The sequence below is a fragment of the Chitinophaga sp. genome, assembly GCF_019236475.1.
Classification (GTDB): Bacteria; Bacteroidota; Bacteroidia; order Chitinophagales; family Chitinophagaceae; genus Chitinophaga.
Genome location: NZ_JAFAIX010000012.1, coordinates 1,250,344 through 1,276,137 on the forward strand (window position 1 = coordinate 1,250,344; position 25,794 = coordinate 1,276,137).

26 protein-coding genes are annotated in these 25,794 nt (G+C 44.6%); 15 read left to right on the forward strand and 11 right to left on the reverse strand.

The features are described 5' to 3' along the window. Window positions 1–53 precede the first annotated feature (53 nt). Genes JO154_RS21360 through JO154_RS21375 form a run of 4 tightly spaced genes read right to left on the reverse strand, consistent with a single transcriptional unit; the run spans window position 54 to window position 4,757 of the window. On the reverse strand, window positions 54–992 hold the full coding sequence (locus JO154_RS21360; RefSeq protein WP_291949309.1) for a TerC/Alx family metal homeostasis membrane protein: 939 nt from the start codon (window positions 990–992) through the stop codon (window positions 54–56). Window positions 993–1,049: 57 nt separating this feature from the next. Continuing rightward, window positions 1,050–2,759, reverse strand: a complete 1,710-nt coding sequence (gene gldG, locus JO154_RS21365; protein WP_291949311.1) for a gliding motility-associated ABC transporter substrate-binding protein GldG — start codon at window positions 2,757–2,759, stop codon at window positions 1,050–1,052. 6 nt (window positions 2,760–2,765) lie between these two features. Further along, window positions 2,766–3,506: a gliding motility-associated ABC transporter permease subunit GldF gene (gene gldF, locus JO154_RS21370; RefSeq protein WP_291949313.1), complete on the reverse strand. Its 741-nt coding sequence runs from the start codon at window positions 3,504–3,506 to the stop codon at window positions 2,766–2,768. 60 nt (window positions 3,507–3,566) lie between these two features. Further along, a complete protein-coding gene (locus JO154_RS21375) occupies window positions 3,567–4,757 on the reverse strand; it encodes an IscS subfamily cysteine desulfurase (protein ID WP_366935598.1) in 1,191 nt (396 codons plus the stop codon). A gap of 44 nt (window positions 4,758–4,801) precedes the next feature. Here JO154_RS21375 and mce point away from each other — a divergent pair, with 44 nt between their 5' ends. Further along, the gene (mce, locus tag JO154_RS21380) at window positions 4,802–5,203 is read left to right on the forward strand and encodes a methylmalonyl-CoA epimerase (protein ID WP_291949317.1); all 402 of its coding nucleotides are present in this window, start codon (window positions 4,802–4,804) and stop codon (window positions 5,201–5,203) included. Window positions 5,204–5,733: 530 nt separating this feature from the next. Here mce and JO154_RS21385 read toward each other — a convergent pair. Beyond that, window positions 5,734–9,051 carry a carboxypeptidase regulatory-like domain-containing protein gene (locus JO154_RS21385; RefSeq protein WP_291949318.1) on the reverse strand — a complete coding sequence of 1,106 codons (3,318 nt, stop codon included), beginning with the start codon at window positions 9,049–9,051 and terminating at the stop codon, window positions 5,734–5,736. A 112-nt stretch (window positions 9,052–9,163) separates the two neighbouring features. Then, window positions 9,164–10,441: a UDP-N-acetylmuramoyl-tripeptide--D-alanyl-D-alanine ligase gene (murF, locus tag JO154_RS21390; protein WP_291949319.1), complete on the reverse strand. Its 1,278-nt coding sequence runs from the start codon at window positions 10,439–10,441 to the stop codon at window positions 9,164–9,166. A 231-nt stretch (window positions 10,442–10,672) separates the two neighbouring features. Between murF and JO154_RS21395 the strand changes: the two genes are divergently transcribed. The 3 genes from JO154_RS21395 to apaG all read left to right on the forward strand — a co-directional run bounded on the left by JO154_RS21395 (window position 10,673) and on the right by apaG (window position 12,103). Continuing rightward, window positions 10,673–11,221 (forward strand): YceI family protein, encoded by a 549-nt coding sequence (locus JO154_RS21395; RefSeq protein WP_291949320.1) that lies wholly within the window; start codon window positions 10,673–10,675, stop codon window positions 11,219–11,221. Window positions 11,222–11,389: 168 nt separating this feature from the next. Then, a complete protein-coding gene (locus JO154_RS21400) occupies window positions 11,390–11,653 on the forward strand; it encodes a DUF4157 domain-containing protein (RefSeq protein ID WP_291949322.1) in 264 nt (87 codons plus the stop codon). A gap of 63 nt (window positions 11,654–11,716) precedes the next feature. Beyond that, window positions 11,717–12,103 (forward strand): Co2+/Mg2+ efflux protein ApaG, encoded by a 387-nt coding sequence (gene apaG / locus JO154_RS21405; protein ID WP_073078323.1) that lies wholly within the window; start codon window positions 11,717–11,719, stop codon window positions 12,101–12,103. 131 nt (window positions 12,104–12,234) lie between these two features. Here apaG and JO154_RS21410 read toward each other — a convergent pair whose 3' ends face one another. Then, window positions 12,235–13,272, reverse strand: a complete 1,038-nt coding sequence (locus JO154_RS21410) for a hypothetical protein (protein WP_291949324.1) — start codon at window positions 13,270–13,272, stop codon at window positions 12,235–12,237. Window positions 13,273–13,343: 71 nt separating this feature from the next. Here JO154_RS21410 and JO154_RS21415 point away from each other — a divergent pair, with 71 nt between their 5' ends. The 7 genes from JO154_RS21415 (at window position 13,344) to JO154_RS21445 (ending at window position 19,895) form a co-directional block, all read left to right on the forward strand. After that, window positions 13,344–14,030 (forward strand): porin family protein, encoded by a 687-nt coding sequence (locus JO154_RS21415; RefSeq protein ID WP_291949325.1) that lies wholly within the window; start codon window positions 13,344–13,346, stop codon window positions 14,028–14,030. Window positions 14,031–14,049: 19 nt separating this feature from the next. Further along, window positions 14,050–15,717: an NAD+ synthase gene (locus JO154_RS21420; RefSeq protein WP_291949327.1), complete on the forward strand. Its 1,668-nt coding sequence runs from the start codon at window positions 14,050–14,052 to the stop codon at window positions 15,715–15,717. Between the two features lie 34 nt (window positions 15,718–15,751). Continuing rightward, complete coding sequence (serS, locus tag JO154_RS21425) at window positions 15,752–17,023, forward strand: serine--tRNA ligase (protein ID WP_291949329.1); 1,272 nt, start codon at window positions 15,752–15,754, stop codon at window positions 17,021–17,023. 71 nt (window positions 17,024–17,094) lie between these two features. Further along, window positions 17,095–17,394, forward strand: coding sequence for a cytochrome c (locus JO154_RS21430; RefSeq protein WP_291949331.1), 300 nt, complete (start codon window positions 17,095–17,097; stop codon window positions 17,392–17,394). A gap of 66 nt (window positions 17,395–17,460) precedes the next feature. Continuing rightward, window positions 17,461–17,997: a GNAT family N-acetyltransferase gene (locus JO154_RS21435; protein WP_291949333.1), complete on the forward strand. Its 537-nt coding sequence runs from the start codon at window positions 17,461–17,463 to the stop codon at window positions 17,995–17,997. 60 nt (window positions 17,998–18,057) lie between these two features. Continuing rightward, a complete protein-coding gene (locus JO154_RS21440; RefSeq protein WP_291949335.1) occupies window positions 18,058–19,140 on the forward strand; it encodes a HesA/MoeB/ThiF family protein in 1,083 nt (360 codons plus the stop codon). Window positions 19,141–19,151: 11 nt separating this feature from the next. Then, the gene (locus tag JO154_RS21445; protein WP_291949336.1) at window positions 19,152–19,895 is read left to right on the forward strand and encodes a sulfite exporter TauE/SafE family protein; all 744 of its coding nucleotides are present in this window, start codon (window positions 19,152–19,154) and stop codon (window positions 19,893–19,895) included. Window positions 19,896–19,899: 4 nt separating this feature from the next. Here JO154_RS21445 and moaA read toward each other — a convergent pair whose 3' ends face one another. Together moaA and JO154_RS21455 are read right to left on the reverse strand one after the other, a co-directional pair. Beyond that, window positions 19,900–20,880 carry a GTP 3',8-cyclase MoaA gene (moaA, locus tag JO154_RS21450; RefSeq protein WP_291949338.1) on the reverse strand — a complete coding sequence of 327 codons (981 nt, stop codon included), beginning with the start codon at window positions 20,878–20,880 and terminating at the stop codon, window positions 19,900–19,902. Between the two features lie 6 nt (window positions 20,881–20,886). Further along, complete coding sequence (locus JO154_RS21455) at window positions 20,887–21,258, reverse strand: hypothetical protein (protein ID WP_291949340.1); 372 nt, start codon at window positions 21,256–21,258, stop codon at window positions 20,887–20,889. Between the two features lie 77 nt (window positions 21,259–21,335). Here JO154_RS21455 and moaD point away from each other — a divergent pair, with 77 nt between their 5' ends. Further along, window positions 21,336–21,569: a molybdopterin converting factor subunit 1 gene (gene moaD, locus JO154_RS21460; RefSeq protein WP_291949342.1), complete on the forward strand. Its 234-nt coding sequence runs from the start codon at window positions 21,336–21,338 to the stop codon at window positions 21,567–21,569. 11 nt (window positions 21,570–21,580) lie between these two features. Beyond that, a complete protein-coding gene (locus tag JO154_RS21465) occupies window positions 21,581–21,982 on the forward strand; it encodes a molybdenum cofactor biosynthesis protein MoaE (protein ID WP_291949343.1) in 402 nt (133 codons plus the stop codon). Here JO154_RS21465 and JO154_RS21470 read toward each other — a convergent pair. Together JO154_RS21470 and moaC are read right to left on the reverse strand one after the other, a co-directional pair. Then, the gene (locus JO154_RS21470) at window positions 21,975–22,571 is read right to left on the reverse strand and encodes an NTP transferase domain-containing protein (protein WP_291949345.1); all 597 of its coding nucleotides are present in this window, start codon (window positions 22,569–22,571) and stop codon (window positions 21,975–21,977) included. The two genes, JO154_RS21465 and JO154_RS21470, sit on opposite strands and share 8 nt — an antisense overlap. After that, window positions 22,555–23,040 (reverse strand): cyclic pyranopterin monophosphate synthase MoaC, encoded by a 486-nt coding sequence (moaC, locus tag JO154_RS21475; protein WP_291949347.1) that lies wholly within the window; start codon window positions 23,038–23,040, stop codon window positions 22,555–22,557. The genes JO154_RS21470 and moaC overlap by 17 nt, the downstream gene beginning before the upstream one ends. Before the next feature lie 44 nt (window positions 23,041–23,084). On the opposite strand from moaC, the gene JO154_RS21480 reads away from it, so the two are divergent. Both JO154_RS21480 and JO154_RS21485 read left to right on the forward strand, forming a co-directional pair. After that, on the forward strand, window positions 23,085–24,293 hold the full coding sequence (locus JO154_RS21480) for a molybdopterin molybdotransferase MoeA (protein WP_291949349.1): 1,209 nt from the start codon (window positions 23,085–23,087) through the stop codon (window positions 24,291–24,293). A gap of 42 nt (window positions 24,294–24,335) precedes the next feature. Next, on the forward strand, window positions 24,336–25,784 hold the full coding sequence (locus tag JO154_RS21485; RefSeq protein ID WP_291949351.1) for a DUF1800 domain-containing protein: 1,449 nt from the start codon (window positions 24,336–24,338) through the stop codon (window positions 25,782–25,784). Window positions 25,785–25,794 lie beyond the last annotated feature (10 nt).

Genomic DNA, 25,794 nt, shown 5'->3' on the forward strand with positions numbered 1-25,794 from the left:
TCAGTTTGAATAATCACTTGGCGGCTACAAAAACGTTTTTTCGCAGCAGCCTTTTACTTCACTTGTCCTTTCGGTAATTCTTTCTTTTCGTGGTATAGGGAATAAAGAATAGAACCCCCAAGGCATACTACAATCACAATCAGTGACACGTATACGGGTATATGTATAAAATACTCGGCGAGCATTTTAATGCCTATGAAAACCAGCACAATCGCAATTCCTTTGGGCAGATAATCAAATTTATCCACTGCTCCGCGAAGCAGGAAAAATAAAGATCTCAAGCCCAGTACTGCGAATATGTTGGAGGTAAACACTACCATTGGGTCCTGCGAAATGGCGAATACCGCAGGTATAGAATCCAATGCAAATACAATATCGGTGAATGCCAGCATCACCACTACTACGGATAAGGTGGTCAAATAACTCTTTCCACCACGCTTAATAATGAACTTGCCTTGCGGATCATCGGTCGTCCAACGCATGTATTTGCTGATGAACCTCATGGCGCCACTCTCCTGTGGGTTAAACTGATCGTCCTCCTTGGCGGTGAACATCTTAAACCCGGTATACACCAGGAATACCCCGAAGATATATAGAATCCACTCAAATCTATGTATCAAAACTACTCCGAGGCTAATAAATATTGCCCGGAAAACGATGGCCATCAATATCCCTATCAATAAAACCCTCGCGTAACTCGTTTCTTTTACCTTAAAATATCCGAAGATGAGTATAAAGACGAATATATTATCGATAGACAACGACCACTCCATCAAATACGCGCTCAGATAGCTGATAGCGGCATTATGACCGTCTTCGTACCAAATGAACCCGAAAAACAAAACTGACAAACTCACCCAAAAACTAGTCTGAATCAGGGCTTTTTTGATGGTCATCTGTTCATTCTTCTTGCTAAGCAGACCCAGATCAAAGATCAAGGCAACTAATACTACGATTCCAAATATTAGGTACGTCCACTGCGTGGGTGTCATCTGACGAAATTAAAGTTGAGCAGCAAATATAATTAAGTATAATTAAGTTAAACGGTTCTATTCGGCGAACTTACGCTGCCGGATGAACAAAAATACCATCGCAAAAAGCAGTATAAGTCCTACTGGAACGATAAAGCAGATGGCCTGCCACTTTGTTTTTTCCTTTTTAACTTTTTCGGCATCGAGGAGTCGTAAAGTGATTTCTTTATTACGACTTTCCATAATACCTCGTTTTCCGGTCAAGTATTCCATACAGTTGAGCATAAACTCTTTGTTGGCAAATGCATAGCCGGGATTAAATTCATTGATACCCATCTGTAACGGCCCTTCCTTGCGGGATACGGCATTGGCGATCAGATCTCCGTCGCTCACAATAATCATTGCATTAGAAGAATCAGCTTCGGCTTTGAAAGGCGTTCTGCTCGCTTGCTCTAAAGCGCTGGCTGCAGAGGGTTCCAGACGATTACGGAACAAAGAAGTAAACTTCCCTTCCAGCAACACTGCCGTAGCCAAATGCTGCTGACGAAAATCCCTCGGATTAGGCTGTACTTTCAGCATTTCCCAACTAATTTCAGCCGGTACGCGCATCGTGCGGGTGGTACGGGAACTCGTTAGGAGTATGGTTTTGCGGATACCCTCCGTTCTTACGGTGTCCATGGAACTCACAAAATGACTGAGCACCAAGTCCAGGTTTTTTACAATGGGATGCGCGCCAGTAGGCGTCAACAGCGGGAATAAAGGGAACGGCAACTGTATAATCTGCGGACGTTTGCCCACATTGCCCACTACCATTGGTACGGCGTCAGATTGCAGATCCTGGATCAGATCCTGGTTGATACGCACACCATAGCGGAATAACAGGTCCTCCAGGTTTAACCCGCGATCAAAAGCTAAGAACGACTGCTTCTGTTGCAAACTGTCAAATCCGGCATTGGTCTCATCTATAAACCATAATACTTTACCGCCATTCATGACATACTGGTCAATCTTCAGCTTATCAGCATCGCTAAATGCCTCCGCAGGCTTGGCAAATAATACTACATTAAAATCTTTTGGTATATATGGAGTGCCTTGTAGCGTCAGGGTATCCAGGTTGTAATTGCTCTGGAGAGTGGTGAGGGCGTCATAGACTTCTGCACCGAGGGATTCTCCATGACCGAGCATATACCCAATCAGAGGTTTATGTTCTTCTTGCAATTTGCTGATAGCACTGGCAAACTGGTATTCCAAGAGCGACTCGGAGTTGTTCATGGTTTGCATGGGATCCGTTCCACCTTGGTTTTTCAGCAGGTTTACACCGATTTTTTTCCCTTTATAATGCACCATGGCGCCTGGGAAAATCAGTTTTTCCTGGTAGCTGTCATTGGCTTCCCCCTGTACTTTCATGTTGAAAGGCATGATGCCCTGTGCAGTCAGCTCGCCGAGGAATTTCATGCGGGCGGAATCGCTTAGTCCTTCCACAGGATTCACGAAGGTATAGCGGATGTTCTGTTTGCCGTACTCCCGGAATTCTTCCAATAGTTCTTGTGTGGCCTGGGCCAATTGCTTAAAAGAAGCGGGATAATCTCCCTTCAGGTATACTTCAATCTCCACCTGACCATCCAGTTTTTTTAACATATTAATGGTACTGGAGGAAAGGGTATATCTTTTTTCAGCCGTTAAATCCCAACGTCCGTGCAGATAAGCCGCCGCAATATTGACGCCTATCAGTAACAGAACCACGCCGATCGCCCGTTGAATATATTTTTTTCGTGTAGTCGTTGCCATGAGTCCTTAACCGTTTTGCCAGAGTTTGCGTTGGAGAGATAATTTGGTGAGATAGAGCATCAGCCCGGATATACTGAGGAAGTAAACAACATCCCGACTGTCAATCACGCCCCTGCTCACAGAGAGATAGTGAAATTTAATACCAGCCATCTGCAGGTAATAATCTGCTCCGCCACTGAAAGCAGGTATTTTACTCAGGGCATCAAATCCGTTATAGAAGATAAAGCAGGTAAAAATGGCGATGAGAAACGCCACCATGGCGTTTGCCGTGAGACTGGAAGACCAGATCCCAATGGCCGTGAACGTGGCCCCCAATAATATCAATCCCACATAAGACCCAATGATACCGCCATTATCCAACAACTGTGGGTTTACGCTCAATTGGCGAATCGCAAAGTAATAGATAACCGTTGGCAGCAGAGAAATGGCTACCACCAGCAGGGAGCTGAAAAATTTTCCCATGACCACATCCCATCCGCCCAGTGGTTTGGTACTGAGCAATTCCATGGTGCCGGTTTTGAATTCATCGGCAAAACTGCGCATCGTAATGGCAGGGATCAATAACAGGTATAACAGTGGTGCGAGGTCGAAGAGCGGGTCCAGGTTGGCATAACCGGTATCCAGCAGGCTGGTATCCGGAAATACAAACAGGAAAAGCCCGTTTGCCAGCAGAAATAGTATAATGGCCACATAGCCCGTAATACTGCTGAAAAACTGGTTTATCTCTTTCTTAAAGATGGCTAGCATGAATAGTAATTAGTGTAGATGCAAATATATATTTATTAGATAATGCTTATCAGGGATTTATTATTGTGTGCCCCCTGATTTATATGCCTCCCATTGGGGACTTATTTTTCGCATTTCCGTCACGGCATTTGTAATAGTGGTAATGGCGAAGTCGATTTCTTCCTCGGTAGTAAACCTGCCTACGCCCATTCGGAGGGCATTCCGGCCGAGAGTGTCATCCAGGCCCATGGCCTTTAATACATAGCTTGGTTCCATAGAAGCAGAAGTACAGGCCGATCCAGAGCTGAGGGCAATTTGTTTGGCAAATTGCATGATCAGGGTTTGGCCTTCGAGATAATTTAGAGAGATGTTGGTAGTATGTGGGAGACGGTGAGACACGGAGCCATTGAGTTTACTGGCCTCCAACTGTAGTAGGGCATGTTCCAGTTTATCCCGGAGCTTCCGCAACCGGGGCGCTTCTTCCGGCATTTCCTGGGCACATAATTCACAGGCTTTTCCCAATCCGGCTATGGCAGGCACATTCAAGGTGCCGGAGCGCATGCCCCTTTCATGACCACCACCGTCTATCTGAGCTGCCAGTCGTACCCTCGGGTCCCGACGCCTTACATAAAGAGCGCCCACTCCTTTAGGTCCGTATATTTTATGCGCACTGAGTGTCAACAAGTCGATGTTGTCTCCCAAAACATTCACCGGTATTTTCCCTACTGCCTGTGTGGCATCACATAAGAAAATTACATTATGTTTTTTGGCTATGCTTCCAATTTCCTTTACCGGCTGAATAACGCCGGTTTCGTTATTGGCATACATAATAGCGATGAGAATAGTTTGTGGGGTGATGGCCGCTTCCAATTGTGCGGTGGATACAAGACCATCGGCATCTACTGGTAGCCAGGTTACTTGTGCTCCTTTTTTCTCCAGGTGTTTGCAAGTATCTATGACTGCTTTATGTTCCGTAACACAGGTAATAATATGATTACCGGTAGCGGCATAAGTTTCATATACGCCTTTAATAGCCAGGTTAACGGCTTCCGTAGCGCCGGAGGTAAAAACAATTTCCTGTTTCACGGCTCCGATCAAACTAGCTACTTGTTCTCTTGCATAATCAACGGCCTCTTCTGCTACCCATCCAAAGGAATGGCTTCTGCTGGCGGCATTGCCATACTGTGTTGTAAAATATGGCAGCATCACTTCCAGCACCCGCGGATCGACGGCGGTAGTAGCGTTATTGTCCAGGTAAACAGGTAGTTGCAGCATCAAACAAAAATACGACATTAGATGCTGTAAAAACAATATACATGCTCAAGTTTGAACATATCGGAATCGCTGTTAAATCACTGGATGTAAGCATCCCACTGTTTGAGAAACTATTGAATACACCTTGTTACAAACAAGAAGAAGTCACCAGCGAAAATGTAATGACGGCCTTCTTTCAACAAGGAGAAAGTAAAATAGAACTACTAGAAGCTACTGCGCCTGAGAGCGCCATCGCAAAATACCTGGATAAAAAAGGAGAAGGAATGCACCATATCGCATTTGAGGTGGCAGATATCTACGCGGAAATGGAAAGACTGCAATCCGAAGGTTTCATTTTACTCTCAGAAACACCAAAAAAAGGGGCTGATAATAAGCTGATATGCTTTGTACATCCTAAAAACACCAATGGTGTATTGATTGAAATTTGCCAGGAAATTCGCTAAACTTCCTATCTTGATTTAATTAAATATTTTAAAATTAAATAATAAGATTTTTTTTTATTTTTTTTCCATTTTAGCAATCCAAAAGAATTAAGTATCCGTAAGTAATTATGTAGCACGCTTAAAAAAGCTATGATGTTAAAACCAAAAAAAAATAATTATAAAAAATTGAACAAAACCTTTTTCAACCACGTTAATAATATAACAACACAAAAAAGACAATCATAACTAAAAATATTGGGGCTTAAGCGGCTCTGCTGCAACGCTCTTAACGATTACTCTAAAGTTGGCATAGGTTATGAACACCTGCGGGTTTTTTAGCTTGCAGGTCTTTTTTTTTTATATATGCCTGATGTCTGGTAAAAGGGAAAGACAGGAGAATAATTTAAATTATAGCTATGCTATATAAAACGGCCGTCGTTTCCTGCAAATTGTACAAGCACTCATATAATTTTTACTGCCATTTATTACTTACTATAAACGAAAAAGCCGGTTCATTACGAACCGGCTTTTTCGTTTATAGCTAACCGTTATTAGTTGAAAATATATCGGATACCAATCTGGCCTTGCCAACGACTGATAGTTCCTGTATTGTCTCTCCAGGAATTAGTCAATGGAATTTCATTCTTCGCATCTAAGTACGGGAAGGAGAACGCAGGTGTTGCAGTTGCCTGACCACTTGTTGGATCACGGAACTGACCTTCGTACTTCAGGAAGGATGGCTGATTAGCCAGTTTGTAAGTACCCCATCTTTTGTTCAACAAGTTGCCCAAGTTGATGATATCAAATGTAACACGAATAGTATGTTTAACATTATTCTTACCAGTAAACATAAAGATATCTTGGGTAATATTCAGGTCTGCACGTTTGAACCATGGCAGTACCACACCATTACGCTCTGCGTACTGTCCACGGTGACTGCTCAGATAATTATCCTGCTTGATGAAATTATCCAACTGATTCCAAATAACTGTTTCCGTACGTTTATCAGCATTGGTAGAAGGATTATAAGTTTTGTCTCCATAACCTACTTGTACCAATTTGATATCGCTGGCTTTATTTGGAATATAGATCAGGTCGTTGTTACCGCCAGATCCGTCGTTGTTGAGGTCGCCGCTATAAGTATAGGAAGTGGTTCCATTAGGCGCTGCTTCGAATATCAAACCAAAGGAGGTGGCAAAATGCTTCGCCCAAGTAAAACGATAAGTAGCAGTAGCAATTACACGATGAGGCAGATAGAAGTTGGAATATCCCAGATCATTCGCGTTCGGATCTCCACTCACTGGACGATCGCGCCAGTTACTCTGCGCAATAGTTCCCCCATCATTCACACTGCGTGATTTGCTATAAGTATAAGCTGCACTCACGGTGAAATCCTTGATGTTTTTCTGCAACTGTAATGTTGCAAAGTAGCTGTAACCTTTGTTGGTATTACGCATCAGGATAGCGTCGCTGATGTTAGGATTGCTGAGTGAATTTTTACCAGGACCGTAAATCTGTGAAGTGGTATAACGGGTTCTATTATCAGGACCATCCAGTGTCATACCAGTTGCAGGCAGATTCACGTTTTGGAAATATACGGCGTTGATATCTTTGGAGTAGTTGAATTCCAATGTTCCATCAATTCCGCCTGGCAACCTTCTATCTACTGCCAGCGTGGCTTTCATTACTTGTGGGTATTTGAAATTCCTATCTATCGCTGCAATGTTATAAGCAGTAGATAACTGTCCAGGTCCTGGACGGTATGCATTTGGATCAGGATTGAATGCATAAGGAATGGTAGTTGTATTGGTAGCGGTAGCTACGAAAGAACCAAACTGTACACCGTTGTTACCTGCTTGGTTACTTAACCATACTGCTGGTGGAGGACCTGCAAATAAACCAATACCACCGCGGATTTGCGTCTGGTTATCATGGGTAACATCCCAGTTAAATCCAACACGTGGAGAAAGCAGTGGCGTTGTTTTTGGCCGCTGGCCTACATCCAGTTTTACACCATCACGGAAGGTTAACGCGGTCAGGGAATCGTTTCTGGTGAAGGTGTTGCCAATAATTGGAACGTCTACACGCAGACCATAAGTTAATGTGAAGTATTTGCTCACACTCCATTTATCTTGAACAAACACGCCCAATTCCAAAGAATTAATTTTTGCAAATGGGAAAGAACCATCTGGCGTACTGGCGTAAGACAGTGCATAACGGGCAGTGGTTAATGCGCCGGTGTTCGCGCTGGCGTAGAAGTCTGTCAGGGTGTTGAAACGATAGTTACCTACAAAGTTAGGCGCGAAACCATTCACAAATGTTTTGTAATAGTTCTGTGTACCAAAGGTAATTTCGTGCGCACCTTTATACAGATTGAAGATATCAGAGAGTTGATATACATCTGTACTCAACTTGTTATTATAAGTAAACGGTTCATAACCGAAAGCGGTATAACTCGCACCTTGGCCATTCAAGATATCCACCAGTGGGAAGTTGCCACCAGATAAGGAGGATCTGAAATCGCGCATAGCAGAATATCCTACTTGCAATTTGTTGGACATGTTATTGCTAATGCGGGTATTCAACTCTGCAATGAAGATGTTGAAGTTATTATTAATCGTATAGCCGCTACCGCTGAAAGGTAAGCCTGTATTGCTTGGCTGACGGTTACCGTTAGGGGCACCACTATTACTTGCAGGAATATCTCTGAAAGATTTCAGATAATTGTACTTGAAAGTAAGGGTGTTCTTGTCATTGATGTTCCAGTCAATCTTAGCGGTAATCTTATCGCTTTGTGTACGATAGGGATAGTTCTGGTAATTTCCTGGATCGTAGTGATATTTGTCTATCAGGAATTTCTTCAAAGCATCCAAAGTATCTGCTACCGCTTGTGATACGTTACCACCTGCTACCTGGTTAGGTTTGTTAGCTACCAATGGGGAGGCTGGGGCGCTGATGCGTTCCTGTTCCGCGCTCACGAAGAAGAATACTTTATTTTTTACGATCGCGCCGCCGAAGTTGAATCCACGCAGGTTATAGTTGAAGTCTGGCTTAGGAACCGTGGCTGTTCCTACTTTCAGCCCTTGTAATCCTGGTGTCTGAATAAAAGTATATACCGTTCCTTTGAAGGTATTGGTACCACTTTTTGTAATACTATTGATCCCAGCGCCGGAAAATCCTCCCTGACGTACGTCGTAAGGGGAAACATTGACCTGGATCTGTTCCAACGCTTCCAGACTGATAGGTTGAGAAGCTGTCTGGGAGCCAAGTGTAGGCTGCAAACCAAAGGCGTTGTTGAAGTTGGCGCCATCTACAGTCATGTTGTTCATTTGGTTGCTTCTTCCTCCAATGTTCAGACCATTCGCAGATGGCGTGAGGCGGGTAAAGTCCTGCATAGAACGGCTGATAGTAGGCAGGCGGTCCATTTGCGCACGGGTAATCACTTCCTGGCTACCGGTGCGACTCTTGTTAAACACTTTATTCTGAGCCCCTGTCGACTTCACTACCACTTCGTTTAAGGAACTGGTGCTGGCCTTGAGTGTCAGATCAAGTTTGTAATCTTGTCCCAATGAAAGAAAAATGTTCTCTTTCTTTTCTTCTTTAAATCCTACATACGTTACAGTAACTACATAAGGGCCGCCTACACGAAGGTTAGGCAGGTTAAAACGGCCATCTTTACGGGAAACAGTAACATACCTGGAGCCAGTGGGTTGATGTATTGCGATAATACTGGCGCCAGGAACTGGGTCATTACCACTATTGATGATACCGGAGATATCAGCAGTGGTTTCCTGGGCATAAATAAACGTTGGGATTAGGAGCATGCAACACAGCAGCCCCCAAATTAATCGGGTGATTTTGGGACTCATTAAGTTCAGATTTTGGTAAAGGTCGAAACCGTATGTTAAGGATTAAATATAAATAAATTATGAAATCATTAACATTTCCTATATGAAACAGTTTACCAAAATCTGAGCATAATTAGATAACTCGTTCCATACCAGTGCTTCTGGAGCCTTTAATTAAGATATAAGTATTTGTAAATTGCTGAGATGCCAGCCATTTTTTTGCTTCCAGGGCATCTGGAAGGAAGATATAAGGGTGGTCAATTTTTGCAAAATCTCCTCCCACCAGTACCACTGCATCCCAATGATGCTTGAGTAGGTTATCGGCCAAGATCTGGTGTTCTTTAACACTATCCTCGCCCAATTCCATCATAGCGCCCAGCAGTAGTACCTTCTTAGGTGCTTGCAATCCGGCGAAGTTATCCAAAGCCGCTTTCATGCTGGAAGGGTTGGCATTATATGCATCCATGATAATGGTATTGCTACCCTGTTCTATAACCTGAGAGCGGTTATTGGAAGGTACATATGCAGCGATGGCAGGCGCAATCTTTTCGGATGGCACTTTAAAATGACTGGCAACCGTAACAGCGGCCATTACATTCGGGAAGTTGTAAGCGCCTACCAGGTTAGTCTGAATATTACCTACATGGCTGTCACCGGTGATGGCTACTTCCAGGAAAGCTTTGTCTGCCACCGGATGACCGGTATAATCTGCTTCTTTTTGGCCATAGGTAACGATATGTGGGATGCCTTTACTCATTTCTACCAGGTAATCATAATCGTTACAAACGAATACGGTGCCGTTGTGAGCGCGCAGGTAGTCGTACAGTTCGCCCTTGGCTTTTTTGACACCTTCTTCTCCGCCAAAGCCTTCCAGATGCGCTTTACCGATATTGGTAATAATGCCATGGGTAGGTAAGGCTATCGTGCAATAGCTGGCTATTTCGTGCTGATGGTTAGCGCCCATTTCAATCACCGCGATTTCCACATCTTCTTTTATGCTAAGAATGGTAAGTGGTACACCGATATGATTATTGAGATTACCTACCGTTGCGTAGGTTTTATAGTTGGAAGAAAGTGCAGCATTGACCAATTCTTTCGTAGTGGTTTTACCGTTAGTACCGGTAATGGCAATAAACGGAATGCCTAATTGCTTACGATGATGCAGCGCCAGTTGCTGTAATACTACCAGGGCATCGCCTACCAGCATCATTTTTTCTGGTTGAGTATAATACTTTTCCTCATCTACTACCGCGAAGGCAGCGCCTTGTTCCAGGGCCTTTTCAGCGAATTCGTTGCCATTGAAGTTGGCGCCTTTCAGGGCAATGAAAAGATCTCCTTGTTTTAGTTTACGGGTATCTGTCTGAATGGATGGATACTGCTTGTATATTTGGTAGAGTTGTTCGATATTCACAGTCAATGGTATTTCCTACAAAAATAAGCGGTAAAAGATATGCGCTGAATTTTTTTTAGGGTTGATAAATTGTAGACGTTTATCAGTGGAAACGCCTATACCTTTGTGTATAGGGTGGATTTGGGTGTAGGGAGACACGATTACCTCCGTATCGCAGTCCGCCCTTTGTTTCGGGAATGAACATCGAACCCGACCTGCTGAAGGGTCTGGAAAATTAAAATATCGGTTGTTATGAAATACGTTTTCCTGCTGGCCCTGGGCCTGTTATTGAGAATGCAAGGATTTGCTCAGGATGTTGTTACCGCCAAGAGAGCAACGATCTCATTTTTCTCATCGGCCCCGCTGGAAGATATTTCGGCCCGTACTGATAAAGCCGTGTCTGCCATAAATACTAAAACCAGGGCTATCTACTTCAAAGTACCAATCAATACCTTTGAGTTTGAGCAAGATTTGATGCAACAGCATTTTAATTCCTCCTACATGGAAAGCAACAAATATCCCAATGCTGAATTCAAAGGAAATATCGTCGATAATGTAGACCTCACAAAAGATGGTACCTATCAAGTAACTGTAGCGGGTACACTAAATATCCATGGTGTGGATAAAACCTATCAGGAAAAAGGGACCATTACCGTGCAGGGAGGTACGTTAAAAGCGCACGCCAAATTTCTCGTCAAACTGGTAGACCATAAAATTAAAGTTCCCACCATCGTGATGAAGCATATTGCCGAACAGGTGGAGGTTACCGTAGATGGTAACTACACCGGACAGGGGAAATAGCCCAAAATCCTGCGTTTTTTGTTAAAAATACTAATTCTGCTCCTGCTTTCATCATCGGTTAGGATGCAATATTTCGTGTAGATTTACGTCAGGAAGAAAGCAAACGTGGAAAAAATTAGATGTAGAATCAAAGAGAGGTCGTGGTTGGCAAAAATTGCCGCCAGACGTATGAAATCGCCAGCGCTGGCCATGGTGATAGGCAGTACCATTCACTTACACGGCGCCTCGCGGGGGCAATTCCTTTCAGATATAGAATGGGTCCGTCATGAGGCCTGTCACGTCTTGCAATACAGGGAATATGGAATTTTCCGATTCCTGTATCTCTATATACGTGAATACTTACGGAACGGTTATGTGGATAACTCTTTCGAAGTGGCCGCCAGGGCGGCAGAGATAGATCAACACCTGCTCGATAACTTCGAAATTCACTAAAAAATCGTTAAAGCAAGGAATCGGCGCGTATTTTTCCTTATTTTTACGTTAAAGGTTGTTATTATGGTAAAGAAGGTAACAGAGGGCATCACCATCAGCGTGGAAACATTTTACCAGCCGGATTACTCCAATCCGATTGGCAGCGAATTTATGTTTGCCTACCGCATTACTATCGAAAACAACAATACTTTCCCTATAAAGCTGCTCCGTCGTCATTGGTACATTATTGATTCCAACGGCAACCACCGCGAAGTGGAAGGCGAAGGTGTAGTAGGTGTGCAGCCATTACTGGCTCCGGGTGAAACTTATCAGTATGTCTCGGGATCGAATCTCCGTACTGAAATAGGAAAGATGTATGGTACTTACCAGATGGAAAATCAACTGGATAAGAAGCTTTTCGAAGTGAAAATACCGGAGTTTCAAATGATTGTGCCTTTTAAACTGAACTAACTCAATCAGTATATCAAAAGGCTTTCAGCCGCTTCTCGCGGTTGAAAGCCTTTTGTTTGAAGACATAAAAAAGCCTCCGGCCTAGTTATCTGCCGAAGGCTAAAAAATTATTTCCGCCGCTGGTGGTATGATTATTTCGGTCTGTACTTCGAATCTTTAAATATCTCCATTACATCCTTCTTCTCCATCAATTGCTGCAATGTCAGCTCCGGATGCTTATCCATATATTTCTTTACAATCTGCCAGCCCACAAAATTTCCGATCTTACCAGGTGATCCTTCCGGCATCCCTTGTGTAGCAGGGCCGTCGCCCATGAAATGGCTAGCCTCTTGCCAGTCGGTATTATACAACAGGTTGTTTTGAATGAAAAACTGCCAGATCATCTGCTCATTATCATAGCACCAGCGCAGTTGATCTCCGGTATATCCCAGTTTGATGCTATCCGCAGTTAGCGGCAGCACCTTATCCAGGAAATACTGTTGGCGGCCGGCATCCACCATCTGACTGATCAAATTGCCGCCATCACGAGGAGTAGGATACATTTGGTTATGTATCACCTGCATAGCATTGGTGGTGATATATTCCGGGGTAAAGCGGCGAATCATGTAATTGGGAATGTCCTCGATCATGTGGTAAGGAGGGAAATCCTCGCCCATGTACATGTCCAGCCCAATACCCAGCAGGGAATCCACCGTCACGGCGCCATAGTTGGCAACGCCACTGATGAAAGTAACCACCTTGGGGGCTCGGAAATACGGGATGTAGTACTTGGTATATTTAAAGGCTTGCTCCAGGTCTTTTTTCACGGTGGATAAGTCGCCAAACTTCTGTTGGACGGCACTTTCCAGTTGACGGAAGTCCTTCGTGGTCAGAAACAGGTGCAATTGTTGCTGAATAGCAGCACTGCTATCGGAATAGGCACCAAGGTTCATAATATCGGTCATGTACACGGGCAGAAACATCGGATAGGCCGCGTGCAGCCGTGTCAGCCCTGGCTGGATATTATTGGTGTCTATCGTAAATAGCGCAGAGTCGAACCGCTCCGCACTAACGTGAACGGATATATTACTTACATCCGGCGGCTTCGGCGCGGATTTACAGGCGGCAAGAGCTAAAAATGCCAACAATAGCCAACTGTACCGGGAATTATTATTAGTGTAACTTTGCATCGTTCTTAAAAACTGAATAAAGGGTAAATTTATTATATACCTTGTATTTAAAAAAAGACAATATCCTTAATATGAAGCGGATTTTTATTTTAATGCTGGCGTTAGGTGGAATGAAAGGCGCAATGGCACAAAGCAACTATGGAACCTTTAACAAGAAAGTACGATTGGGTTTTAACCTGGACCCAATGATTTCAACCATGAACCCACAACAATCAGGCGTAAACCGGACCAGTTCAAAAATGGGCCTGGGATTCGGTCTGATGGCGGATTTTAAACTGGGACAATCCAATAACTACTCCCTCGCATCGGGATTCAATGTAGTATTGGGCGGTAGCAAACTGAAATATGATGCCGGTTATGGACTGAGCGATTATAAACAAATCCCAACGGAATATAATTTCAAACTGACTCATATCCAGGTGCCAATTGCCCTGAAACTGAAAACTAACGAAATTGATAATGGAATGGCCTTCTGGGGACAGTTTGGTACTTATGTAGCCTTCCCTGTTAGCGCGAAGGCGAGTGCCACTAACATGACGCAGACCGTTGACAAGATCAATATTTTATCAGATGTAAACCGAATTAACATCGGTATGTTAATAGGTGCCGGGGTAGATTATAACCTGGGCGAGTCGCTCACCGGTACCGTTGGTCTTTTGTACCAAAATGGCTTTATCGATGTTACTCGTAATGCGAAATGGAATGATGGCAGAGTGAATATCAATAGCTTTGCACTCCGACTCGGAGTTTATTTCTAAGCACAATAACTTTGAAATTATGAAGATTATACTGGCACAGCAGAATTATCATATAGGCAATTTCGAACAGAATACCGCCAAAATTATAGCAGGTATCCAGGCTGCAAAAGCCCAGGGAGCTGATCTGGTGGTATTTTCAGAACTCTGCGTGTGCGGATATCCTCCAAGGGATTTCCTGGAGTTTGAAGATTTTATTGCCAAATGCTATGCTGCCATTGATGAAATAAAGCAGCATGCTACTGATATCGCTGTGCTGGTAGGTGGTCCGGCTAGAAACCCGCAGCCTGAAGGGAAAGACCTTTTCAACGCTGCCTGGTTCCTGTATGAAGGAGAAGTGAAGCACATGGTGCATAAAACCCTGCTCCCTACCTACGACGTATTTGATGAATATCGCTACTTTGAACCCGCTTTCGGATGGAATGTCATTCCTTTCAAAGGGCGCAAACTGGCCGTGACCATCTGTGAAGATATTTGGAACCTCGGAGAGAACCTGCTCTATCGAATTTGTCCGATGGACAAACTCATGGAACAGCAGCCAGACGTGATGATCAACCTGTCTGCCTCCCCATTTGATTACGACCACGATCAAGATCGTAAAGAAGTGATTCGTGCCAACGTACTCAAATACCGCCTGCCTATGTACTATTGCAATACGGTAGGTTCCCAGACGGAAATCGTTTTTGATGGCGGATCTTTGATCTTCGATGCACAAGGAAATATCGTAAAAGAGCTTCCTTACTTTGAAGAAGCCATGGACGGTATGGAGCTGGAACCGCTGCTGAACAACACAAGTACAGTAGCTGAAAAGCCCATATTTACGCCGCTTACATCCCTAGTATTCGATCATAACATTGACCGTATATACGATGCATTGGTATTGGGTATCCGTGATTATTTTGGGAAGATGGGCTTTAAAAAGGCCATCCTGGGCTCCTCTGGAGGGATAGACAGCGCTGTAACCCTGGCTATCGCTTGCGATGCCCTGGGTGCAGAAAATGTGAGGGCAGTATTGATGCCATCCCCTTATTCTACAGATCACTCCGTGGATGATGCCATACAACTTTCCAAAAATCTGGATAATCCGTACGATATCATTCGTATCAATGATATATATGAAACCTTCCTGAAAACCCTGGAGCCTTATTTCCAGGGGCTGCCCTTCAGTGTAGCAGAGGAAAATACACAATCCCGCATCAGGGGGAACCTTTTGATGGGATTGTCCAACAAGTTTGGATATATCTTGTTGAATACCTCCAATAAAAGTGAGTTATCCACAGGCTATGGCACCCTTTACGGAGATATGGCCGGAGGACTGTCTGTCTTGGGAGATGTGTATAAAATGCAAGTATATGCGTTAGCGAGATACATTAACCGCGACAAGGAGATTATCCCTCAGAACATCATAGACAAGGCCCCATCCGCAGAATTGCGTCCTGGACAAAAGGATAGCGATAGTTTGCCGGATTATGCCGTCCTCGACAAATTACTGTACCAGTATATTGAACGGAGGCAAGGCCCCCGTGAGATTGTTGCACAGGGCTTCGACTCGGCTTTAGTTTCGCGGACCTTAAAGATGGTCAACGCCAATGAATACAAACGAAATCAGTTTTGTCCTATCATTCGCGTATCTTCCAAGGCCTTTGGCGTGGGCCGCAGGGTACCAATCGTAGGAAAATATCTCATATAGCCTTTATCTTTGCTCAAATTTTTAAATTGTAAGAATGTTACAAGTACCATATATACGTCAGAATAAAGAGCTGGTTTTGGAAAAACTGGCTGTCAAACACTTTAAAGAAACTCACCTGGTGGATGAAATCCTTGCGCTGGACGACAAGCGTAAGAAACTCACACTGGAATATGATGATACGCAAGCCCAGGTAAACAGTTTATCCAAAGAAATCGGTAAACTGATGGCCCAGGGTAAAAAAGAAGACGGAGAAGCCATGCGCGCCAAAGTGAACGAGCTGAAAGAGCACCTGGCCCCCGTTAACGAAGCGCTGAACGCTACCGAAAAAGAATTACTGGATACCCTGGTTAAATTACCAAACCTGCCTTCTCCATTGGTTCCTCCTGGCAAAACGCCGGAAGAAAACGTGGAAGTAAAACAGCACGGAGATATTCCTGCGCTTTATGAAGGGGCAGTACCACACTGGGATCTGGCGAAAAAATACGATCTGATCGACTTTGAACTAGGAAATAAAATCACTGGTAGTGGTTTCCCAGTATATAAAAACAAAGGCGCTCGTCTGCAACGCGCTATGATCCAGTATTTCCTGGATTATAACATCAATGCGGGTTATATGGAGTACGCGCCTCCTTACCTGGTAAACGAAACTTCTGCTTTTGGTACCGGTCAGTTGCCAGATAAAGAAGGCCAGATGTATCATGCTACAGAAGATAATTTCTACCTGATACCTACCGCCGAAGTACCAGTGACCAACATCTACCGCGATGAAATCCTGAAAGATACCGAATTGCCTATCCGCATGACCGCCTATACGCCTTGTTTCCGCAGGGAAGCCGGTTCTTACGGTAAAGATGTACGCGGTCTGAATCGTGTACACCAGTTCGATAAGGTAGAGCTGGTGCAACTGGCTCATCCGGAGAAGTCTTATGAAGCGCTGGATGAAATGGTAGCACACGTAGAAAGCCTGCTCCAGTCTTTACAGTTGCCATACCGTATTCTGCGTTTATGCGGTGGCGATATGAGCTTCACTTCTGCACTGACATATGATTTCGAAGTGTATAGCGCTGCTCAGCAGAAATGGTTGGAAGTAAGCTCCGTAAGTAATTTCGAAAGCTACCAGAGCAACCGTATGAAAATTCGTTTCAAAGAAGCCAATGGTAAGCCACAACTGGTGCATACCCTGAACGGTAGCTCTTTGGCGCTCCCTCGTATTATGGCCTGCATCCTGGAGAATAACCAGACTGCAGAAGGGATACATATCCCTGCCGTATTACAGGCATATTTTGGTGCAGGAAAAATTCAGTAGTCATTTTCCATTTCATAAAAAATAGTTACCTTGAGTGAGGTCAATCAATCTGATGTACTCAAACTAATTTTATGAAAACACTACTCCAGTTAGCTGTTATAGCTGTCTTACTATGGGGGTGCAGTAAAGGCACCGTTCCTACTGAGTCAGCGGCTGCAACGGAAGCGGCTTTCGCAAGATATCCGGACTCGCCTGGTAAAGCGATTTACCGGCAGAATTGCAACAGATGTCACGCTTACAAATGGCCTGAATCCCGCACCGTGGAAAAATGGCCTGGTATCATAGACAAGATGGCCAGAAAAGCCAAACTGTCAGATGATCAAAAAGCCGCAGTACTGGACTTTGTGAGAACAAACGCAAAAGCATCATAACAAAATTTTTAGTAAGGTTTAAAACAATCAGCGACCGGAAACGGTCGCTTTTTTTATTTTCGTATCATGCGACATTTTCTACCCAATGGCGAAGAACTAATCATCCGGGAGGCACGATTGAGAGATGCCGCCGGCATGTTGGCCAATTATCAACGCATGACCGCCGAAACTGATTTCCTACTCCTCAACCATGCGGAAGCCATGGACCTGGATGCAGAGTCAGAAGAGGCATTTATTAAATCTCACCTGGAGAAAAACCGCCAGTTGCTACTTGTAGCGGAAGTAAATGGGCGTATTATAGGTGCGGTGAATGTGGATAACACGGGTCATGACAAACGTACCCACGTATGTGAAATGGGCATAGGTGTGGCAAAGGAATATCATCGGATGGGTATTGGTCGCCGACTAATGACCGCCATGCTCCGTTGGGTGGATGAACACGACGACCTCTGGTTGATTTATCTACAAGTGGCCGCCGCCAATGAAAAAGCCATACAACTCTATCGCAACTTCGGTTTCCAAGAATGTGGCCGCTTGCCAGATGGCATCGAACTGAGACCCGGACTTTTCTCCGATATCGTTACCATGTATAAAAAAGTATAACGTTTTACTACCTTTATCCTTTACCAGGATACCATTTCTTCATCAGATAAGATTGATACCATGCGATACGACAGGCAGACCAGATTGGAAGGTTTTGGACCAGAGAAACAACAACTGCTGCAACAAGCAGCCGTACTGGTAATAGGCGCCGGCGGACTGGGAGTGCCGGTATTGCAATACCTCACCGCCATGGGCGTTGGGCGTATAGGCATCGTGGAAAATGATACAGTGTCCATCACCAACCTACAAAGACAGGTACTGTATACCACCGCAGATCAAGGAAAGCCCAAAGGGCCACTGGCAGCGCAACGCCTGCATCAGTTGAATCCGGAAATAACAATAGATCTTCATGAAACTTGGCTGACTACAGATAATGCTATCGCTATTATCGCTGGCTATGATGTAGTGGTAGATTGCACCGATAATTTCGGCACCCGCTACCTCATCAACGACGCCTGTGTCATTGCCGGAAAACCACTGGTATATGGCGCTATTTACAAGTATGAAGGACAGGTGAGCGTTTTTAATTATCAACAGGGAGCCACCTACCGTTGCATTTTCCCGGAAGCGCCCGCTGCTGGCGAGATGCTGAACTGTAGTGAAATTGGCGTACTAGGCGTACTGCCAGGCATCATTGGTTCCTACCAGGCGAATGAAGTGGTAAAAATCATCACGGGTATTGGTACGCCATTGAGCAATCAGTTAATGACCATAGATATCCTGCAAAATATGCATCATATATTCCATATCCCTCCCGTAGCGGCGAACCGACAGATTACCACATTACAAGCTGATTATGCCCAAGATGTATGTGATCTGACTGGCGTACAGTCGTTAGAGGTACAGGAGCTGGAAAACTGGCTGAATAACGGTAAAAAGGTATTGGTATTGGATTTACGTGAAGATGATGAGTGGGAAATATGCCATTTGCCACAGTCATTGCACATGCCGATGGGTAGGGTGCTACAAGAATTTCCAAAAATGACGATTTCAGGGCCAATAGCGGTACTTTGTCACCACGGCATGCGTAGTCGCGCTGTTGCGCAGAAATTGTCTGAAATGGGCTATAAAAACCTTTATAACGTAGAAGGCGGTATACATGCCTGGGCATGTATGATCGATGATACGATGGCAACTTATTAATTCTCCGTTTTGTGACGATTACACTCTGTTTCTTGTTTTTCCTGGTAGCCTTATTGTATTCTGCTGCCGGATTTGGTGGCGGTTCCAGTTATCTGGCTATTCTGGCCTTATGGGGAGTGAATTTCCAGTTGATGAAATCTACTGCCTTGTTATGCAACATTGCGGTGGTGATTGGCGGCGTGTACCATTTTTGGAAATCAGGACACCTACCTATAAAAAAGGCCCTATGGCTATCCTTGGTGAGTGTGCCGATGGCCTTTATTGGTAGTTATCTCCCGATGAAACAAGAAACATTTTTTCTCTTATTAGGCATCGCTTTAACATTGGCTGCTATTTTCATGTGCTACCGCATGTTTTTTGAGAAGACGAGTGGTGAGGAAACGGTGAAGCAAAGCGGGGGAACGGTGTATGGCATCATTGGTGGGGCTATCGGACTACTTTCGGGTATGACAGGCATTGGTGGTGGTATCTATTTAGCTCCTGTGTTGAAATTGGGGAAATGGGACACATCAAAGAATATTGCAGGATTGAGTAGTTTCTTCATATTGGTGAATTCTGTTGCTGGGATTCTGGGGCAGGTAGCCAAGCATGAAATTGTGTTTAATAAGGATTTCGTACTGCCGTTATTGTTAGCTGTAATTATAGGCGGCCAAATAGGTGCGCGATTGAGTGCGAAGGTGCTAAAACCCAGATGGGTGGCCGGTGCTACGGCGGTGTTGATTCTTTATGCTGGTGTAAGGATGTTGATCCGATAACTGCCTATCCCCCTATAATCGACATACTTTCTTTCTCATCTTCCAGGAAGTTTTTTTCTGCTTCAAACCCATCTCGGAACCGCTCTGCGATAGCTGCTTGTATGCCGCTGCGGATATGCATATCGCGGAATAATGGTTGCCGCATCAGGTCGCGCACATTTAGCATGTTATTGCCATATAGGCATGTTTTTATACTACCGGTAGCGGATATACGAAGCCGATTACAAGTGCCGCAGAAAGTACGACTGTAAGCAGGGATAACGCCTACGGTACCACTGAAACCCGGTATCTGGTAATTGAGAGCAGTAGCATGCGGAGCATCTGGAATCTTCACCAGTTCATACTTTTCGCGAATGGTATCCAGTATACGTTGATAATGCCAGTTGATACCTGAAAAGTCTTTCTGCTGGCCGTTAAAAGGCATTTCTTCAATGAAGCGTACAGCTACTTTCTCTGACTTTGTGAGTGCCGCAAAATCAATGATTTCATCTGTATTCACTTGATCCATCACCACCGTGTTTACTTTTACTTGCATGCCATAAGCCAGCATGGTGTGAAAACAGTCCATCACTGCAGCAAATTTGTTACGGCGAGTGATTTGCTCAAAACGGCCTGCCTGCAAGGTATCCAGGCTCAGGTTGATCTGCTGAATGCCCAGATCGCAAAGCGCTGGGATAAAAGGTTTGGTAAGCACACCGTTGGTGGTAATGGTAATGTCGGTAATGCCTTCAATATTTTTTATTTTTTCCAAGAGAGACAACAAGTCCGGCCGCATGAATGGTTCCCCGCCAGTAATGCGGATTTTGGAAATACCATCATACGCGAGCATCTTCACCAGGCGAATGATTTCATCGTCTGTCAGTAGGCTGGATTTTTGTTCAAACTTCATCTGCTCCGGCATGCAATAGGTGCAACGGAGGTTACAGCGGTCTGTAACAGACAGCCTTACATAATTGATAATACGGCCATGCGGGTCTTGTAACATCCCTATCTAGCAGTTTTTACTAGCCATTGGGTTATCGAAAGATTGACTATCGTCTTCATCGCGGTCGGTAAGGCATTTGAAATCCTTTTCCACCAATACCTGGAGGGTGGAGCCATCTTCGTTAGGAATAGAAAGACTGAACCCTGTTTCCCCGGAACTTATCCACAATTCCAGTTGCGGAATAGGCACCAGCACATGCACCCCATCATGCTCTAGTTTGGCCAGTGGAGCAGGAATGTCTTTTCCACGAATCACAAAGTGCAGGGTATCCGCGCCGATATGTGTGATGGATTCTACCTTAGCCACTGTTTCCAGTAGTTCCATATCAAGTTTATCTAAGCGAAATCGGATACTATTTCCTCTGAGCCTTACTTTCATAAAAAATGATTTTACCTCGAACTAAAATTACTACTTTATCGCTGCTATATTGTAGTTTTAGCCAACAAATTTAACTTATGGGTTTATTGCTGTTTGGCGTGGCGAAAGATATTGCAGGACAATCAATACTAACATTGCCGGAAGGCATTACTACCGTTGGCGAATTAAAAAGCTGGTTACTGGCCACTTATCCCGGCCTCCAACAGTTAAATTCCCTGATGATTGCCGTGAATAGAGAATATGCAGTTGATAACCAACCCATTGCCACTAGCGATGAAATTGCGGTGATCCCGCCGGTAAGTGGTGGCTGAAACAAGAAAACATGGACGTATTACTCAAAATAGAACCTGAAATCACTATTCAGGAAGCACTAGATTTTATTCATTCTCCTGCCTGTGGAGGAGAAGTAGTATTCACCGGTAAAGTACGCAACGATACCAAAGGTAGGGCGGTTACGAAACTCTTTTATGAAAGCTACCGCGAAATGGCCATATCTGAAATGCAGAAAATTGCAGACGATGTAGCCATGCAATGGGATATCAAGAAAATTGCCATGCTACATGCGATAGGCGATAAGTATCCAGGAGATATTGCAGTAGTGGTAGCAGTATCTTCTATTCATCGTGGTATTGCCTTTGATGCCTGTGAATACGCGATTGATACCCTCAAAGCAAGGGTCCCTATCTGGAAAAAAGAATTCTTCGCAGACGGTACGATTATTTAGGCTGACTCATTGCCTCGGCTTTTTCTGCTTGGGTATTGGCATTGAATTGCTCTGCTGACCACGGGTTTTCCACAATTTTTATTTCACTGGATAGCAATGTTTTCCGTGGACATTGTTGTGCCTTTTCCTGTACATTTTGCTGTAATGTAGCAAGTCCTGTTGGTTCCCAAATCGCCACCAGCGGCTCCGGCAGATGATTAACAGGACTGTTAAAGCTAGTAGCAGCTTTGCTATCGTCGCGGGAGGAGATCAGCAACTGCAAACTTTTAGCGCTAAATAAAGGCAGATCACAGGCTACTACCAGCCAGGCTGTGGTTGGTTGCAATGCATGCGCGCTGAGCATACCAGCAGAAGGCCCACCCATGCCTACATTATCAGGTATCACATGTGGATAACTACTGAATCCGGCCAGTTGATCAGGCCGGCAGGAAATATATACTTCCTCCAACTGTGTGGATAACAACTCTACCATGTATTGCCATTGCGGCATGCCATGGTATGCAATACTGCATTTGTCTTCCTGCATGCGGGTACTGTAACCACCGCATAGTATAAGCCCTTTCAGTGGCGCTTTAGCGGCTATAGTCATGTTTGCCTCCTGATTTGCTGATCAATTTTGTTTCCCGGATCACCATTTCCTGCGAGAATGCTTTGCACATATCGTAAATGGTGAGTGCCGCTACAGATGCACCGGTGAGGGCTTCCATCTCTACGCCTGTCTTTCCGGTCGTTTTCACGGTACAACGAATCACCGCTTCTTCTTCCTCCATGACAATAGCTACATCACATCCATCCAACAACAAAGTATGACATAGGGGAATGAGATCCGGTGTTTTCTTCGCCGCCATAATTCCTGCTATGATAGCTGTCTGGAATACGCCACCCTTCCGGGTTTGAATGTCATTGCCCTGAAATTGCTGACGAATGATTTCCGGGAGATAGATGCGACTCTCGGCAACGGCTATACGAAAAGTATTGTCTTTACCACTAACATCTACCATGGCCGGTTGACCGGCAGTATTCAGGTGTGTAAAATCGGTACTTGATTGATTGGCCATAAAAGCATAAATTTAGTGGACTGCTCCATACAAAAATAATATAAATGATGCTGACTGTTGCAGATGCATATGCGTTGGTACTCGGAACCGTACGAGATACCGGTACAGAAATCATTCCGTTTGAAAAGGCTACAGGCCGTATTCTCCGGGAACCTGTGCTGGCGGATAGGCCATTTCCGCCATTTGATAGGGTGATGATGGATGGTATTGCTATCCGGTACGACAGCTTTGCACGTGGTCAGCGGGTTTTTGTAGTGGAAGATATGCAGGCTGCAGGTGCGCCGCAGTTACAGCTTTCCAATACTGCTAATTGTATAGAAGTGATGACAGGCGCGGTTTTACCGGAACTGACTGATACTATTATTCAGTACGAACATCTCCAAGCGGCAGAGCATGAAGGCTTCAAACGCTTTACGGTGAAGCACCCGGAAAAAAAAGGACAACACATCCATCGGATGGGAAGTGATGTAAAACAGGACGCCGTACTGCTCAATAGTGGCGTACTACTAGGTCCCGCAGAAGCAGGCGTTCTCGCTACGGTAGGTAAAACCTCCGTGCTGGTCAGTAAGAAACCAAAGGTAGTGGTGATTGCCACCGGAAATGAACTGGTGCCTGTTACAGCGCAGCCGGAGCCGCATCAACTCCGCATGTCCAACGTGTATAGCTTAAGTGCGTCCTTGGAACAAATGGGGATTGAAGCCACCGTACTGCATTTAGAAGATCATGCTGAAAGTATGTTGCATCAATTGAAACCGCTGATAGCAGATACGGATGTGTGGATCAGCTCTGGCGCTGTATCCGCAGGGAAATTTGATTACCTGCCGGAAGTGCTGCGCCAACTGGGAATGGAGCAACTTTTCCACAAAGTGCAGCAACGCCCTGGAAAACCTTTTCTATTCGGTGCTTTCACGGATGGGCCAGTCGTATTTGCTTTGCCTGGAAATCCTGTTTCCGGCTTCATGTGTTTTTACCGTTATGTACGGCCTTGGTTGCAAGAAGCCATGCATTTAAATCCAGTGCCTCCTCTCTATGCCGTGTTATCCGAAAAGGTGCATTTCGACCCCAACCTAGAATATTATATTCCTGTTAAAATAGAGTCGCAGCCACATGGAAAGTTGGTAGCTATTCCACAACCCTATCAAGGCTCCGGAGACCTTGCCAGCTTGATTTTAGCGGATGCATTTATGGAATTGCCAGCAGATCAAACAGACTTTAAAAAGGGAGATTCTTTCCCTATCTGGAAATTCCGTTAAACCCGGATCTTTATTTGCGGTCATATTGAAAATCGTATCAATATGCCCGTTATTTCCCCACAACAACAAATGTTGCATCTGGCCTGGAGAGCAGGTTTCGGGGCCACCTTGCCTGAAATAAACGAATGGTCCGACAAGCGTCGGAAGGTGATTGTAAACCACATACTTATAGGGAAAGGGAATTATAAGGCACCTGAAGTAAATGTGGTGAGTGAGGCCGACCTGCCTGACTTTCAGAAGATGAAAGGTATGACGCCGGATGAAAAGAAAGCAGTACAACAGATGAATACCCAGGGAATAAAAGACCTGAACGTATCATGGATGAAAGCGATGATCAGTAGTGAGCATCCATTGCGGGAGAAAATGAGTCTCTTCTGGCATGGACATTTTGCTTGTCGTACCCAGGATGTATTGTATAACCAGCAATTGCTGGGCGTAATCCGTGATAATGCCTTAGGGAACTTTGGCGATCTCCTGAGCGGTGTCTCTAAAAGTCCTGCTATGCTGCAATTCCTCAATAACCAGCAGAACAGAAAACAACATCCCAACGAAAACTTCGCCCGCGAAGTAATGGAACTCTTTACACTCGGCAGAGGTAATTACACAGAAAGAGATGTGAAAGAAGCTGCGAGAGCCTTTACCGGCTGGCAATTCGACGAAACAGGCACTTTCCAATTCCGCGATAAACAACATGATGATGATTATAAAACCGTGTTGGGGAAAACAGGGAAATTTGATGGAGATGATGTCTTAAAAATATTACTAGAACAACGCCAGTGTGCGAAATTCATTACCACCAAGATATACCGCTTCTTTGTAGAAGATACGCCCAATGAGGAAAAAGTAGATTACCTAGCAGACAAATTCTATCATTCAGGATATGATATCAAAGCCCTCATGCAGGAAATCTTTATGGCCGATTGGTTCTATGATCCGCAGATCATCGGCAATAAGATTAAATCGCCGGTGGAGCTGCTGGTGGGCATTCGCAGGGCTGTACCCATGACCTTCGACGAAGAAGGCACTATGCTGGTATTTCAACGTATCCTTGGACAAACATTGTTTTACCCGCCAAATGTAGCCGGATGGCCTGGAGGCCGCAACTGGATAGATAGTTCTAGTCTCATGTTCCGACTACGTGTGCCAGAGGTAATCTTCTATTCTCAGGCAATGAATGTGCAACCCAAAGAACTGACTCCTGAAATGGGAGATGGTGGCAACTACAAAATGACGATGCAAATCAATGATTTTTTGAAGCGCCAATATGCTAAAAAGATCAATGCTCATATCGACTGGACGCCTTACCTGAAAGGGTTTGAAGGGGTTACCAGAGACACGCTTGCAGATACCATCGCTAGTACGCATTTGCTGCAACCGGGTGGTGCAAGTCGGCAGTTGCTGGACAAATACGCTGACGCATCTAACCGTGAGGCCTATATTAAAACAGTCACTATAGACGTAATGAGTATGCCGGAATACCAGCTTTGTTAATCATTCATCT